11 protein-coding genes are annotated in these 13,897 nt (G+C 72.7%); 5 read left to right on the top strand and 6 right to left on the bottom strand.

The window, feature by feature from the left end:
• Positions 1-106: 106 nt before the first annotated feature.
• Complete coding sequence (locus ACZ4VI_RS29540) at positions 107-2,212, bottom strand: HEAT repeat domain-containing protein (protein ID WP_468004118.1); 2,106 nt, start codon at positions 2,210-2,212, stop codon at positions 107-109.
• A 43-nt stretch (positions 2,213-2,255) separates the two neighbouring features.
• Here ACZ4VI_RS29540 and ACZ4VI_RS29535 point away from each other — a divergent pair, with 43 nt between their 5' ends.
• Positions 2,256-2,468 (top strand): hypothetical protein, encoded by a 213-nt coding sequence (locus ACZ4VI_RS29535; RefSeq protein WP_468004116.1) that lies wholly within the window; start codon positions 2,256-2,258, stop codon positions 2,466-2,468.
• A gap of 270 nt (positions 2,469-2,738) precedes the next feature.
• On the opposite strand, the gene ACZ4VI_RS29530 is transcribed toward ACZ4VI_RS29535, so the two are convergent.
• Together ACZ4VI_RS29530 and ligD are read right to left on the bottom strand one after the other, a co-directional pair.
• Entirely contained in the window at positions 2,739-3,647 is a 909-nt protein-coding gene (locus ACZ4VI_RS29530; protein ID WP_468004115.1) for an ATP-dependent DNA ligase, read from the bottom strand.
• Entirely contained in the window at positions 3,644-4,528 is an 885-nt protein-coding gene (gene ligD / locus ACZ4VI_RS29525) for a non-homologous end-joining DNA ligase (RefSeq protein ID WP_468004114.1), read from the bottom strand. Before ligD ends, ACZ4VI_RS29530 begins: the two co-directional genes overlap by 4 nt.
• Before the next feature lie 49 nt (positions 4,529-4,577).
• Between ligD and ku the strand changes: the two genes are divergently transcribed.
• The gene (gene ku / locus ACZ4VI_RS29520) at positions 4,578-5,672 is read left to right on the top strand and encodes a non-homologous end joining protein Ku (protein WP_468004112.1); all 1,095 of its coding nucleotides are present in this window, start codon (positions 4,578-4,580) and stop codon (positions 5,670-5,672) included.
• Positions 5,673-5,779: 107 nt separating this feature from the next.
• Here ku and ACZ4VI_RS29515 read toward each other — a convergent pair whose 3' ends face one another.
• Entirely contained in the window at positions 5,780-6,595 is an 816-nt protein-coding gene (locus ACZ4VI_RS29515) for an ATP-grasp domain-containing protein (RefSeq protein ID WP_468004111.1), read from the bottom strand.
• A 243-nt stretch (positions 6,596-6,838) separates the two neighbouring features.
• On the opposite strand from ACZ4VI_RS29515, the gene ACZ4VI_RS29510 reads away from it, so the two are divergent.
• On the top strand, positions 6,839-8,356 hold the full coding sequence (locus ACZ4VI_RS29510) for a M4 family metallopeptidase (RefSeq protein ID WP_468004195.1): 1,518 nt from the start codon (positions 6,839-6,841) through the stop codon (positions 8,354-8,356).
• Positions 8,357-8,410: 54 nt separating this feature from the next.
• Here the strand turns inward: ACZ4VI_RS29510 and ACZ4VI_RS29505 are convergent, their stop codons facing one another.
• Both ACZ4VI_RS29505 and ACZ4VI_RS29500 read right to left on the bottom strand, forming a co-directional pair.
• A complete protein-coding gene (locus ACZ4VI_RS29505; RefSeq protein ID WP_468004109.1) occupies positions 8,411-9,418 on the bottom strand; it encodes a DUF5954 family protein in 1,008 nt (335 codons plus the stop codon).
• Positions 9,419-9,485: 67 nt separating this feature from the next.
• Positions 9,486-10,745 (bottom strand): PucR family transcriptional regulator, encoded by a 1,260-nt coding sequence (locus ACZ4VI_RS29500; protein ID WP_468004107.1) that lies wholly within the window; start codon positions 10,743-10,745, stop codon positions 9,486-9,488.
• 106 nt (positions 10,746-10,851) lie between these two features.
• Between ACZ4VI_RS29500 and lysA the strand changes: the two genes are divergently transcribed.
• The gene (gene lysA, locus ACZ4VI_RS29495) at positions 10,852-12,171 is read left to right on the top strand and encodes a diaminopimelate decarboxylase (RefSeq protein WP_468004106.1); all 1,320 of its coding nucleotides are present in this window, start codon (positions 10,852-10,854) and stop codon (positions 12,169-12,171) included.
• Between the two features lie 50 nt (positions 12,172-12,221).
• Positions 12,222-13,685 carry an APC family permease gene (locus ACZ4VI_RS29490; RefSeq protein ID WP_468004105.1) on the top strand — a complete coding sequence of 488 codons (1,464 nt, stop codon included), beginning with the start codon at positions 12,222-12,224 and terminating at the stop codon, positions 13,683-13,685.
• Positions 13,686-13,897 lie beyond the last annotated feature (212 nt).

The following is a 13,897-nucleotide window of genomic DNA, read 5'->3' as shown; positions in this document are numbered from 1 at the left end:
CTGGAACGGGAGGATCGCGAAGGTGGCGGCGGAGTGCGGCGGCGAAGCCGTCACAGCCCCGTCAGAGCTCCATCGGGTCGGCCATCAGAGCTCCGTCCGGTCGGCGTCAGAGCTCCATCCGGTCGAGCGCGGCGCGGCAGAAGGTCAGCAGCTTCTCGTCCTCGTGGACGTCATGACAGCTGTAGCCGCTCTCCCGCACGTTGTGACGGCGGCGCCGGGACAGTTCCGTACGGATCACCCACCGCGCCTCCGTCGCCGCGGGCCCCATCTCCGCCAGGCACTCCGCGATGTCCACGCGCGCGTGCCGGTTCTCCTCCCAGGCCGCGAGGAGCACGGGCAGCGCCGATGCAGCGTCCCCGGAGACCCGCCACAGGGCCGCCGCGCTGCGCACCCGTACCCACAGGTCGCGGGCCGCGAGCCCGGGGAACAGGGCGGGCGCGCTGCTCGCGGCGGCAGGGCCGATCGCGCCCAGGGCCCGGGCCGCCGCGCACCGGTCCGGAGCGGTGGCGTCCGGTCCCAGCCAGCCGGCGAGCGCCGGCAGTACCGCCCCGCGGTCGCCCTCCACCGACCACAGCGTGAGCGCCGCCTGCGCGGAGACCGCCGCCGACTCGCTCTCCAGGAGCGCCCGCGCGTCCGGGATCGCCTCCCGCGCGGCAGGACCGAAGGCCGCAAGCGCCCGCAGCGCCGCCTCCTGCACCCAGTCCCGCCGGTTCGGCGGCGCCCCGCGCAGCACTCGCAGCACCTCGGGCAGGGCCTGCACACCCCGCACCGAGGCCAGGGCGAAGAGCAGCGGCGCCGCGTGCTCGTACAGCCGGTCGTCGAGCTCGACGCGGGCCAGCCGGCGGCGCAGCAGCGGCGCGAGCGGCGCGGCGGCCGGCCCCAGGGTGGGGACGGCGTACAGCAGATCGCGCCGTACGTCCGGCTCCACCAGGGCGCGGGCGAGCAGCGGCACGGCCCGCGCGTCCCCGGAGCGGGCGAGGGCGAGCAGCGCCCTGGCGCGCCCGTCCGGCGCCCCGGGCGGCCCCTCCGGCCGTTCCGCCCACTCCGGCCGCTCGGGCCTGCCGGGGCGCGCGGCGAGCCGCGCCGCGAGGGCGTCGGTCGCGGGTCCGGTGAGCTCGAAGAGCCCCTCCAGGAACGAGGTGGCGGCCTCGCGCAGCCGTGGCTCGGGGTCGGCGAGCTGCGCCCCGATCAGTCGCACCACCTCCTCGTACCGTCCGCGCCAGACCCGTATCAGACCGCCGCTCAGCCAGATCGCGTCGGCGCGCTGGCACCGGTCGGGGCTGCGCAGCTGCGCGAGGATCAGCGCGATACGGTCCTCGACGCGGTCGTCGAGCGCGGTGTGCAGGGTGCGCATCAGCTCGTCGGTCCACGGGCACGGCCGGCCGGCCGAGTGCTCCTCGAACAGTTCGCGGACCTGCCCGGCGAAGGTGGGCGTGGACGGCCGGGCGGTCTCCGGCGCGGCCGGCTCCGGCGGCGCGGTCCGCACCTCGTCGAGCAGCCGCGTCACCCGCTCCACGACGTCGTCCGGGACCTCGCCCGGCTCGCACCGGGCCAGCTGCGCGAGCGCCGCGAGCCGCAGGCCGGGCGCGTTCGCCGCCCGGGTGAGCCAGCCGAGCCAGTCGACGGTCTCGGCCCGCAGCGACTCGTGCCGCCGCGCGATCCGCCCCACGGCCTCCACCAGCGCGAGCCGCACCTCCGTGTCGCACTCGACCGTCAGCCGCTCCCGCAGCAGGGTCAGGACGCGGGCCGGGTCGGGGTGCAGCGAGGCGAGCGCGCACGGCGCGGCGAGCCGCACCTCGGGGTCCGGGTCGTCGACGAGACCGAGGAAGACGTCGGCGCCCGCGGCGACCGCCGCGGCGGCCATCGCGTAGTTCGCCGCGGGAATGAAGTCCTCGTCCTCCGGGTCGAGTTCGTCGAGCTCCTCCTCGCCGCTCAGCTCGATCCCGCCGATGCTGGTCAGCAACTCGACGATGCCGCCCCGGTCCTGGACCTCCGGATCGGCGACCAGTTCGAGCAGGAAGGGGATGCAGGCGAGCGTCGAGTCGTACACGTCGCCCTGGTGGTGCACCGCGCCGTACATCCCGTCGAGGGCCAGCTCCCGCTCCGCGGGGTCGGACGAGGCGAGTCCGCGCAGCATCCCCGGTACATCGTCGGCGGGGCCGTAGGCATGCCCCAACGAGGCCCAGTCGACCTCCTCGATCCCCGTCAGCATGCGGCCGCCGCCTTCCCCGTGAGCGCTGTACCAGGCAGCAAGTGTGCACCACCACACCGTCAACCAGGACCCGCTGACCGGACGCGGTCCGCGAAGGGCCCTCGGGCCGCTCGCTTTGCGCCATCTGCGGGAGCGGTACGCGGAGTTGCTCGCGGCCGTCTGTCAACAGGGCCTGCGCGGGGCCTCCGAGGCCGCCCTCGGCGCCGCCGTCGCGCGGACTTCGACGCGGCCCGCGCGAGCGCCGGGCGGCGGCTGACTGTCGGCCCGCGCGTGCCTGACTGTCGGCCCACGCGCGCCTGACTGTCGGCCCGCGCGTGCCTGACGGTCGGACGGTGCGCGCCTGACGGTCGGTCCGTGCGCGTCGCCTGACGGTCGGTCCGGGCGCGCCTGACCGACGAACCAGTGCGCGCCTGACCGGCGGACCGGCGCGCGCCTGACCGGCGGACCAGCGCGCGCCTGACCGACGGACCAGCGCGCGCCTGACCCGACGAACCAGCGCGCGCCCGACCGTCGGCCCGCGCGCCGCCTACCCCTCGTACCGCACGCGCACGAAGCGGATGGTCACGTCGTGCCGCCCGCCCAACTGGCGCAGCTCGACGGGCAGCGGGTCGGCCAGCGGCGTCACCGGCCCGTGCTCGGGATCGACCACGGGCTCCCCCAGCCGGCCCGCCGCCAGTTCGCCGACCTCGCGGGCCTGCGCCGGAGTCAGCCGCGGCGAGGTCGTCACCGTACGGCCGTCGGTCAGGCGGACGACGAGCGCGCGCGGCCGGTCCACCGGGCCGACCAGGCCGAGAAGCGTGCCGTCGAGCGTGTCCATGTGCCGTACCTTCCGCCACGCCCACGTCTCGCCCGCCCGGTACGGCGAGCGCAGCGCCTTCGCCACGATCCCCTCGACGCCCACCGGCCGCAGATCGCGGAACCAGCCGCGCGCCGTCTCCTCGTCCAGCGTCGCGAGCACGGCCTGTACGGGCGGCCCGACCTCCCGCAGCGCCGTGCCGAGCAGCTTCCAGCGCTCGACGAGCGGCAGCGGCCGGACGTCCCGGCCGGGGAGGGCGAGGACGTCGAAGGCGATGTACGAGACCGCGACACCCGCCTGCCTGCGGTCGCCGCGGGAACGGAGCAGATCGGTGAAGCTCAGCCGCCCGTCGCGGTACGCGCACAGCTCCCCGTCGAGCACGACGCCGACCGGCAGATGCGCGCCCAGATGCGCCGCGATCTCGGGAAACTCCCGCGACAGGTCCCGGTGCGAGCGCGACTGCAGGAACACCCTGCGGTCCTCGAGTACGAAGGCGAGCGCGCGGAACCCGTCGAGCTTGAGGGAGTACTGGAGACCGCCCGGCGTGCTCCCCTGCGCCGGGATCTCGTCGGCAGGACGGGGGCGCATGACGTCGACGGGGGGCCGCAGGACGGGGGTCGTCGTGGGGACCGGGGTCATGGCAGGGCCCCGGCCCGGTCCGGGTCGAGGAGCGGCCCGAGCAGCTCTCCGTACCGCTCCAGACGTGGCGCGATGTCGTCCATCAGAAGGACGAGCCCCTCGGGTGTCTCGCACGCCTCGACCTCCTCCCACGTCACGGGCGCGGAGACGGTGGGCCGGGGCCGGGCGCGCAAGGTGTAGGGGGTCGCGGTGGTCTTGGAAGCCGCGTTCTGGCTGAAATCGACGAAGACCTTGCCCGGCCGCAGCGCCCGCGCCATCCGGTGGACGACCAGCGCCGGGTGGTCCGCCTCGGCCTGCACGGCGAGCTCCTTCGCGTACGCCGAGACCTCCTCGGACGGGGTCGGCTCCAGCGGTACGAGCAGATGCAGGCCCTTCGCGCCGGACGTCTTGGCGAAGGCCTCCAGACCGTCCGCCGCGAGCCGCTCGCGCAGCCAGAGGGCCACCCGGCAGCACTCCACGACGGTCGCGGGCGGCCCGGGGTCGAGGTCGAGGACGAGCCGGTCGGCGACGGCCTGGGAGCCGGCCCGCCACTGCGGGGTGTGGAACTCCACGACCAGGTTCGCCGCCCACATCAGGGAGGCGAGGTCCTGGATCATGACCTGCCGCGCGCGCGGGTCGTCGGAGCGGGGGACGGGCGCGGTCTTCACCCAGGCGGGCGTGCCGGGCGGCGGGTTCTTGGTGAAGAAGAGCTGCCCCTCGGGGCCGTCCGGATAGCGCAGGAAGGACACCGGGCGGTCGCGCAGATGGGGGAGGATCGCGGCGCCGATGGTGGCGTAGTAGTGCAGCAGCTCGCCCTTGGTGGTGCCGGTGGCGGGGTGGAGGACCTTGTCCAGATTGCTCAGCGGGAGGCGCCGCCCCTCCACCTCCGTGATCGGCGTCATACGATGAGAATCCCACGAATCCGGCACTTGTATGTGAAAGGGATGAAACGTGCGATCCATATGGAACGGCGCCATCTCCTTCGGCCTGGTCAGCATCCCGATCAAGCTGGTGAACGCGACCGAGAGCCGGTCCGTGTCCTTCCGCCAGATCCACACCGCCGACGGCGGCCGCATCCGCTACCGCAAGGTGTGCGAGCTGGACGGGGAGGAGGTCTCCCAGGCGGAGATCGGCAAGGCCTACGAGGAGGGCGACGGGACCATGATCCCGATCACCGACGAGGACCTTGCGGCGCTGCCGCTGCCGACGGCGAAGACGATCGAGATCGTGGCCTTCGTGCCGTCCGGGGAGATCGACCCGCTCCAGATGGACACCGCGTACTACCTCTCGGCGAGCGGGGTACCAGCCGCCAAGCCGTACATCCTGCTGCGGGAGGCGCTCAAGCGGAGCGAGAAGGTGGCGGTCGCGAAGTTCGCGCTGCGGGGCCGGGAGCGGCTCGGGATGCTCCGGGTCGTGGACGACGTGATCGCGATGCACGGACTGCTCTGGCCGGACGAGATCAGGGCGCCGGAGGGGGTGGCCCCGGAGACGCAGGTCACGGTGCGGGACGCCGAACTCGACCTGGCGGACGCCCTGATGGCGACGCTCGGCGAGGTGGACATCAGCACCCTGCACGACCACTACCGGGAGGCGGTCGAGCAGATGATCGCCGCCAAGGCGGAGGGCGGCGCCGCGGTGGCACCCCCGGAGCCCGAGGCGGAGGGCGGCAAGGTCATCGACCTGATGGCGGCCCTGGAGAGCAGCGTCCGCCAGGCGAAGGAGGCGCGCGGGGAGGCCGCGGAGGGCGAGGGCGCCGAGGTGACCGAACTGCCTCGCCGTAAGGCGGCCTCGCGCACGCCGAAGGAGACGGGCGCACGGAAGTCCACGGCGAAGACGGCGGCGAAGAAGACGGCGGCCCCGGCCCGCAAGTCGACCTCGAAGGCGACGGCCGCCAAGACGACGGCGGGCGACAAGGCGACGGCGTCCGCGAAGAAGACCACGGCGAAGACCACGGCGAAGAAGACGACCGCGTCCGCGAAGAAGACGACGGCGAAGAAGACGACGGCGTCCGCGAAGAAGGCGACACCGCGCAAGCGCTCGGCGTAGAAGGCCGCGGGGGCGGGGCGGGTGGCCGGGGCGAACGGGCCGGGGCGAACGGGCCGGGGCAGGTGGCCGGAGCGAACGGGCCGGTGACCTGACCCCGGCCCCCCGCGCTACCCCTCCACCAGCTCCCGCAGCGACGCCTTCATCGCGCTGACGAAGCCCTCCCGCTCCGCCTCCCCGACGAGGTCGAGCGAGAGGTACGGATTGAGGTCCTCCAGCTCCACGAGCAGCAGCTCCCCGCCCGGCGCCCGGCAGGCGTCCACGCGCTGGATGCCGTACGCCAGGTCGTTCCAGTCCACGAACCGCCGCGCGAACTCCAGGTCCGCGGCGGTCGGTTCGTACGGCTCAAGGACCCAGCGGGCCGCCGGATCGGGCGCGTGCAGCGCGTACTGGAAGGCGCTTCCGACGAAATAGAACGAGACCTCGTACGCGAACGGTATGCGCGGCTGTACGAGCATCCCGGCCGGGTCCACGTCCCCGAGCCGCGCCCGCTCCACGAACCGCAGGCCGACCGAATCCGCCCCGAGCAGCGGCTTGACGACGTACTCCTCGGCCTCCGGAAGCCGCGCGAACTCCTCGCGCCGGCCGGCCGTGGGAATGACCGGAAATCCCTCCCTCGACAGGTGGAGGAGATAGTCCTTTCCAGCCATGTCCCCCTTGCCGTCGAGAGAGTTGAAGACCTTCACCTGGTTCTCGCGGGCGGCGCGCGTGAAGGCGTCGTACGTCTCCTGGTAGTGGATGACGGGTCCGCTGTTGCGCACCACGACGGCGTCGAAGCGGTCCATCAGCGCGGCCGCGTCGAGCGGATGGCATAGCGCGACCTCGAACTCCTCGCGCAGCCGGCCTGACAGCCAGATGTCCTCGTCGCAGTAGCGCCGTCCCCGCGCCTGATAGCCGAGGTCGGTGACGTACAGAAGCTTTCCCATCCGGGTATCTAACCAGGCCGAATGCGCCGCATAACGGACACAGTTGGCCACCCTCCGGACAACTGATGGTCAAATCCTTGTTGCAGACCTGTCAAAAAGCCTCTTTCGCTGGCACGCTCACTGCCGCGCAACCCCCACAGCAGCATCAGCGAAGGAGCCCGCGTGACCCGCCTGCAGTCCTCGCAGCACCGCACCCCCGCACGTACCACCGCACGTGCCGCCGCACTGATCGCCTCCGCCGCCATGGTGGTCGTGGGCGTCCAGACCGGAACGGCCGGCGCCGCCGTCGACCGTGAGAACGCCACCACGACGAAGAGCGGCGCCACCGCGCTCGTCCTCTCCGCCGGTGAGCGCGCGACGGCGATCAAGGGTGCCCAGGCCGAGGCCGCCACCACGGCCCAGGAGATCGGCCTCTCCGGCAAGGAACGCCTCGTCGTCCGTGACGTCGTCAAGGACGCCGACGGCACGGTCCACACCCGCTACGAGCGTACGTACGAGGGCCTTCCGGTCCTCGGCGGCGACCTCGTCGTCCACGAGAAGAAGAGCGGCGCGCGCTCGACGACGAAGGCGACGCAGGCCCGCATATCGGTCCCGACCACGACCGCGGCCGCCCCCACCGCCCTGGCCGACTCCACCTCCCGCAAGGTGATCTGGGCGGCCAAGGGCAAGCCGGCCCTCGCCTGGGAGACGGTCGTCACCGGCACACAGGCCGACGGCACGCCGAGCGAGCGCCACGTCATCACGGACGCGACCACGGGCAAGGAGCTGTACGCCTACGAGGCCATCGAGACCGGCGTGGGCCACAGCCAGTACGCCGGCGACGTCACCCTCGGCACGGCTCCCTCGTACACCCTGACCGACACCCTGCGCGGCGGCCACAAGACGTACGACCTGAAGGGCGGGACCAGCGGCACCGGCACCCTCTTCACCAACAGCACCGACATCTGGGGCAACGGCCTGCCGACGAACCGGGAGACCGCGGCCGTCGACGCCCACTACGGCGCGGCCCTCACCTGGGACTTCTACAAGAACGAGCTCGGCCGCAACGGCATCAGGGGCGACGGCGTCGCCGCGTACTCCCGGGTCCACTACGGCAACGCGTACGTCAACGCCTTCTGGTCCGACCAGTGCTTCTGCATGACGTACGGCGACGGCGCGGGCAACGCCAAGCCGCTGACCTCGATCGACGTGGCCGGCCACGAGATGACCCACGGCCTGACCTCCGCCACCGCCGGCCTGCGCTACAGCCGCGAGTCGGGCGGCCTCAACGAGGCGACCTCCGACATCCTCGGCACCTCGGTCGAGTTCTTCGCGAACAACGCCGCCGACGCGGGCGACTACCTCATCGGCGAGAAGATCGACATCCGGGGCAACGGCACCCCGCTGCGCTACATGGACAAGCCCAGCCGCGACGGCAACTCCCGTGACTACTGGGACCGCAACCTCGGCCGCCTGGACGTCCACTACTCCTCGGGCCCGGCGAACCACTTCTTCTACCTCCTCTCGGAGGGCAGCGGCGCGAAGACCCTCAACGGCGTCACGTACGACTCCCCGACGTACGACGGCTCGACGGTGACGGGCATCGGCAGGACCAAGGCGTACCAGATCTGGTACAAGGCCCTCTCCACCTACATGACCTCCTCCACGGACTACGCCGGCGCCCGTACGGCGACCCTCCAGGCGGCCTCCGACCTCTACGGGGCGGGCAGCCCGGAGCAGGCGGCGGTGGCGACGGCCTGGAAGGCGGTCAACGTCAACTAAGTGGCCCCGGGGGGAGGGCCGGCCCGCCCTCCCCCCGGCTCAACTCCCGTCGTCTCAACTCCCGTAATGCAGAGTCCCGTCCAGATCCATGGTGGGATGCATCTTGATCGGCCCGTACTCGTCCACATCGGACGGGCGCGGCGTCTCCGGCCCGTCCTCACCGAACCTGACCAGCCGCTCGACCCGGCAGATCCGGAAGAGCCGGTCGTCCACCCGCGCCTCGTCGGCCCGCCCGGCGGCCCGGAACTCCTCGCCGGCCAGCCGGTAGCGCTCGGCCTTCCGCTCGCCGTACTCGTAGATCCGGGCCCAGAGCTCGGTCATCCCCGTGTAGAGCGTGCGCCGCGCGTCATGGGGAGTCGCATGCAGCGACCCTCTCGGCGTCCATCCCGCCCCACGACGCTCGGCGACGCCGAACGTGACGGGCAGCAGGGCGATGTCGGGGTGCGTCTCCACGGCCCGCAGCGAGTCGTCCCGTACGGCGGCGGGAAACCGCTCCCCGGTGTACGCGAACGTACGCAACCCCAGCTTCAGGGCCTCCTGGGTGAGCCCGTCCTCCCGCTCCGGCGCGAGCACGAACCCGAGATCGGGCGAGGGCGGCCCGCCCCGCCCCTCCCACGAGGGCTCGCCCGGTTCCGGATCGGTCGCCCGCGGCGGCTCGAGCCCGCCCTCCCCGCTCCGCGCGAACTCGTCGGCGCGCACGATCCGGTACCGCTCCCCGACGGCCTCGACCTCGTCGACGGGCTCCTTCTCCAGAATCGCGACGGCCGCCAGGAGATCCCGTCGCACCTCCGGATCGTCGGTGTCGTCCTTGGCCCGGAACCACAACAACGAATTCAGCCCGTCCCGAGCCTCCTGCGGCATCCCGGCCCCGATCTCCCTGACGACCTCCCACCTGCCCGCCCGCTCGACGGCCACCCCGAACAGGGGCCCGCGCAGGGCAAGATGGGGATACCGCAGGGAAGCCTCGACGCCATCGGCCTCCTTGACCCACGCCACGGGGTCGTCCCGCCCGATCAAGTCCTGATGCGCCTGCTCGAGCCGTCGCTTCCAGTCATCACCCATATACGCATTGTGTCGACGCGTGGAGTTGCCCGGGGCCGAAACGACCCAACTTCCGCCTTGGTTGGGATCAGGCGTGACGGGCGACGCGCAGTTGCAGCCAGCAGGCCAGTCGGTCGTCCGGGGCGTCGAGATCGAGCCCGAAGAGGTCCCGTGCGCGACGGAGCCGGTACTTGAGCGTGTTCTGGTGCACCATCAGCTGCCGTGACGCTTCGCCGATGTTGCCCACGGCGTCGAGCCAGGCCGCCACGGAGGCGGCGTACGAGGTGTGATGGGTGCGGTCGTGCTCCAGCATGGCCGCGATGGCGGGGTGGCGGAGGCGTGGGCGGCGGGCGAGTTCGTCCGCCACGTGCGCGAGGAGCACCTCGGCGCGTACGTCCGACAGGGCGGCGATCGGGGGTGCTTCGGGGTCCGCCGTGGTGACCCGCAGTACGTCGTCGACCTCCGCGCGCAGCTCCGGCAGTTCGGTCACGTGCGTGGCGGGCCGGCTGAGGGCGGCGCGCGGCGGCTCTGTCCGGGGCCGGGTGGTGGCGGCGACGGCCTGTGCCGCGAGCCGCCGGGCGGCTTCCACATCGTCCTCGGGCAGCAGGGTGTAGACGGCGCGCGGACCGGTGGCGACCGACGCGGAAGGGCGCAGCGCCGTCCAGTGCCGGCCGAGGTCGGCACCCATGCGGGCGAGGTGCGGTGCCGCCTCGGGGGATCCGCCGGCCGGGGATCCGCCGAGCCGGGATCCGCCGGCCGGGGCGAAGCCGAGGAGAATCAGCGGCGTGCCGGACGGCAGCCCGAGGCGGTAGGCCGCCTCCTCCGCCGGGCCCGTACCGTCCAGGGCGGCACGCAGCGCCTGCTCGCGCGCATGGAGTTCCAGGGCGGCGGCACCGCGCCGGCGCAACATGTGCAGGGCCGCGGTCCGGGCGCCGTCCAGCAGGGCCCGTTCGGCGGCCTCGCCCGGAGGAACGCTCTCCATGATCGCCCAGATCGTGCCGAGGGGGAGGTCCTTCGCCCGGACGGCGACCGCGGCGCGCGGCAACTCGCCCTCGGCCAGCGGCGGCAGCGACACGACGGCGGGCGCGGCCAGCACCTGCCGGTACTGGCGCAGCTGCCGCTCGGCCTGCTCCTCGGGCTGATCCGGGACGCGCCGGCCGAGAATGCCCTGGCGTCGCAGCTCGTCGATCCGCTGCCCCGGCAGCGTCGAGTACGCGAGGACCCGCGTGTCCAGGTCCTCGATGGCCACGGACCCGCCGATCACCGCCGCGATGGCGTCGGCGAGCGCGAAGAGCTCCTCACCCGTCCCGTCACCGGGCTCCCAGCTTGGCGATTCCGGCAAGGTCATGGTGCAAGCGTAGGCGATTTCACCAAAGCCACGGACACGGGCGGCCCCGAGCATGGTTCCACCGGCCCCGCGTGGGGGCCGGCGCACCACGCCACCGGAGGAACCCATGGCCCTACCGGCCACCGCCCCGCCCACCGCGACAGTCCCGACCGTCCCTTCCGTCCCACCTTCACAGGAGGAACTGCTCGACCTGTTCCCGCCAGGCACCGCCCTCGATGCCGACGGCGTCCTGATGATCGGCGGCTGCCGGGCGACCGACCTCGCGGAGCGCTTCGGCACCCCGGCGCTCGTCGTCGACGAGGCAGCCCTGCGCGCCCGTGCCCGCCGCTACGCCGACGGGCTCGCCGCCCGCTGGCCGAACTCGCGGGTCGCCTTCGCCTCCAAGGCCTTTCCCTGCACAGCCGTGTACCGGCTGCTGGCCGAAGAAGGGCTGAGCATCGACGTCGCGGGCGGCGGCGAACTGACCCTCGCCCTGGCGGGCGGCGTCGACCCGGCGTCCCTGGTGGTGCACGGCAACGCCAAGACGGACAGCGAACTGGAACTGGCCGTCGAGGCGGGGGCGGGGCTGATCGTCATCGACAACTTCGACGACATCGACCGCCTGGAACGGATCGTTCCGCCAGGTACCGAGCAGGGCGTCCTGGTGCGTGTGACGCCCGGAATCCGCCCGGACACCCACGCCGCCGTGGCCACCGGGCAGGAGGGATCGAAGTTCGGCCTGTCACTGCCCCAGGCCCGGGAAGCCATCGCCCGGCTGCGCACGAGTGACACGCTGCGGCTGGACGGCGTCCACGTCCACATCGGATCCCAGATCCTGGACACCGCGCCGTTCGCCCAGGCCGTGGAGGCGGTGGCCGGCCTCGGCGCCTTCGCCGTCTACGACCTCGGCGGCGGCCTCGGGTCCCGCTACACGTACGACGATCGTCCGCCGAGTGTCGAGGAGTACCTGGACACCCTCGTGGCAGCCGCCCGGAAGGTACTGCCGCCCGAGGCGCAGATCATCATCGAGCCCGGCCGGTCGATGGTGGCCGAGACGGGAGTGACGCTCTACCGGGCCGTCACCGTCAAGCACGGCACCGCCACCTTCGTCGCGGTGGACGGCGGCATGGGGGACAACCTCGAAGTCGCCCTCTACGGGCAGCGGTTCGAGGCCACTGTCGCCACTCGGGTGGGTGGTGGCGACCCCTGCCACCTGGTGGGCCGGCACTGCGAGTCCGGCGACACCCTCAGCGCCGGGGTGCCGCTGCGCGACCCGCGGCCCGGGGACCTGATCGCCGTACCGGTCACCGGCGCGTACTGCTACTCCCTCGGCAACAACTACAACGGCGCGCTGCGCCCGCCCGTCGTCTTCTGCCGGGACGGCGAGGCACGCGAAGTGGTGCGCCGGGAGACGTACGCCGACCTGCAACGCCGCGACCTGCCCTGACGAGAGGCCGCTCCACCCCACGCTTTCCCCCTTCACCCAGGAGAAATCCGATGCCAGTTGTTCAGCCGACGCTGCGCCAGCAGCTCCGCAGACGCAAGCCCCTGCACGCCTTCGCGGCCGAAACGGCCGGCGGCGGGCTGCGCCGGACCGTAGGCCCCTTCCAGCTCACGATGATCGGCGTCGGTGCCACCATCGGCACCGGCATCTTCTTCCTCCTCAGCGCGGCGGTGCCGGAAGCGGGCCCGGCGGTGATCGTGTCCTTCGCCGTCGCGGCGGCCGCCGCGGCCCTGACCGCACTGTGCTACGCGGAACTCGCTTCGGCGGTGCCGGTATCCGGCTCCTCGTACTCCTACGCGTACGCCACGCTGGGCGAGTTCGCGGCCTGGGTGGTGGGTGCGTGCCTGCTGCTTGAGTACGCGGTCTCCGGGGCGGCGATCGCGGTGAGCTGGGGGCAGTACCTCAACGATCTCACCGAGCGTCTCTTCGGATTCCAGATGCCCGACGCGATCTCGGCGCCGCCCGGCGCCGGGGGAATAGTCAACCTGCCCGGGGTCGTGCTGGTGGGTCTGTGCTGCCTGCTGCTGGTCCGGGGCGCCAGGGAATCGGCCGTGGCCAACACGGTGATGGTGCTCGTGAAGCTCGGGGTGCTCGCGCTCTTCGTGGTGGTCGGCGCCACCGGCTTCGACTCCGGCAACCTGCAGCCGTTCGCGCCCCTGGGGATGGCCGGTATCAGCACCGCCGCGGCCACGGTCTTCTTCGCGTTCATCGGCCTCGACGCCGTCTCCACGGCGGGCGAGGAGGTACGCGATCCCCGGCGCACCCTCCCCCTGGCCATCATCGGCGCCCTGTGCGTGGTCACCCTCATGTACATCGCGGTGGCCGTGGTGGGCGTGGGCGCCCAGCCCTGGACGGCCTTCGAGGGACAGGAGGCCGGGCTCTCCGCCATCCTCGCGGACGTCACCGGAGCCGGCTGGCCCGCCGTCCTGCTCTCTGCCGGCGCGGTGCTGTCCATCATCAGCGTCACCCTGGTGGTGCTGTACGGGCAGAGCCGCATCCTCTACACCATGGGCCGCGACGGCATGCTGCCCCGGGCCTTCCACCGGGTGAGCCCCCGCACCGGCACGCCGGTGTTCGCCACGATGGCGACCGGCGGCTTCGTCGCCGCCCTCGCGGCGGTCTTCCCGCTGGACCTGCTCACCGACCTCACGAGCATGGGCACGCTCGCCGCCTTCATGGTGGTCTCACTCGGCGTCCTGATCCTGCGCCGCACGGCCCCCCACCTGGAGCGCCGCTTCCGCGTCCCCGGCTACCCCGTGGTCCCGCTCCTGTCCCTCCTCGCCTGCGCCTACCTCATCTACGAACTCCCGCTGGACACCTACCTGCTGTTCGGAGCCTGGCTGACCCTGTCCCTGGCGGTCTACCTGCTCTACAGCCGCAAAACCTCCCACCTGAACGCGCCCCCCAACCCCACCCCCGCCGAGGCCCCGTCCACGCCACTCACGCGCGAGCTCTGACACAACGACGGAGAGCCGGACCCAGCGAAACTGGGTCCGGCTCTCGATGTCTGCCACGTCCACAGGCGAGCTGCTTGCTCACGCTGCTCCGGCCTCTGTGCCCCCAGCAGGACTCAATCGAAGGCAGGTGCAGTCTCGGGGAGCGCCTGCCGACTGCGTTGCTGTCACGCCTCGATCGTAACGGTGCGGGTGACAGGCCGGGGGTATGGGGC

It is taken from the genome of Streptomyces sp. NPDC029169 (genome assembly GCF_055563935.1).
Note: the sequence above shows the minus strand (reverse complement) of the source record. Positions and strands in the feature narration are given on the sequence as shown.

Coding starts and splice junctions, on each gene's coding strand:
- ACZ4VI_RS29540 (WP_468004118.1), bottom strand. CDS start 2,212: ATGCTGACGGGGATCGAGGAGGTCGACTGGGCCTCGTTGGGGCATGCC.
- ACZ4VI_RS29530 (WP_468004115.1), bottom strand. CDS start 3,647: ATGACCCCGGTCCCCACGACGACCCCCGTCCTGCGGCCCCCCGTCGAC.
- ligD (WP_468004114.1), bottom strand. CDS start 4,528: ATGACGCCGATCACGGAGGTGGAGGGGCGGCGCCTCCCGCTGAGCAAT.
- ACZ4VI_RS29515 (WP_468004111.1), bottom strand. CDS start 6,595: ATGGGAAAGCTTCTGTACGTCACCGACCTCGGCTATCAGGCGCGGGGA.
- ACZ4VI_RS29510 (WP_468004195.1), top strand. CDS start 6,839: ATGGTGGTCGTGGGCGTCCAGACCGGAACGGCCGGCGCCGCCGTCGAC.
- ACZ4VI_RS29505 (WP_468004109.1), bottom strand. CDS start 9,418: ATGGGTGATGACTGGAAGCGACGGCTCGAGCAGGCGCATCAGGACTTG.
- ACZ4VI_RS29500 (WP_468004107.1), bottom strand. CDS start 10,745: ATGACCTTGCCGGAATCGCCAAGCTGGGAGCCCGGTGACGGGACGGGT.
- lysA (WP_468004106.1), top strand. CDS start 10,852: ATGGCCCTACCGGCCACCGCCCCGCCCACCGCGACAGTCCCGACCGTC.
- ACZ4VI_RS29490 (WP_468004105.1), top strand. CDS start 12,222: ATGCCAGTTGTTCAGCCGACGCTGCGCCAGCAGCTCCGCAGACGCAAG.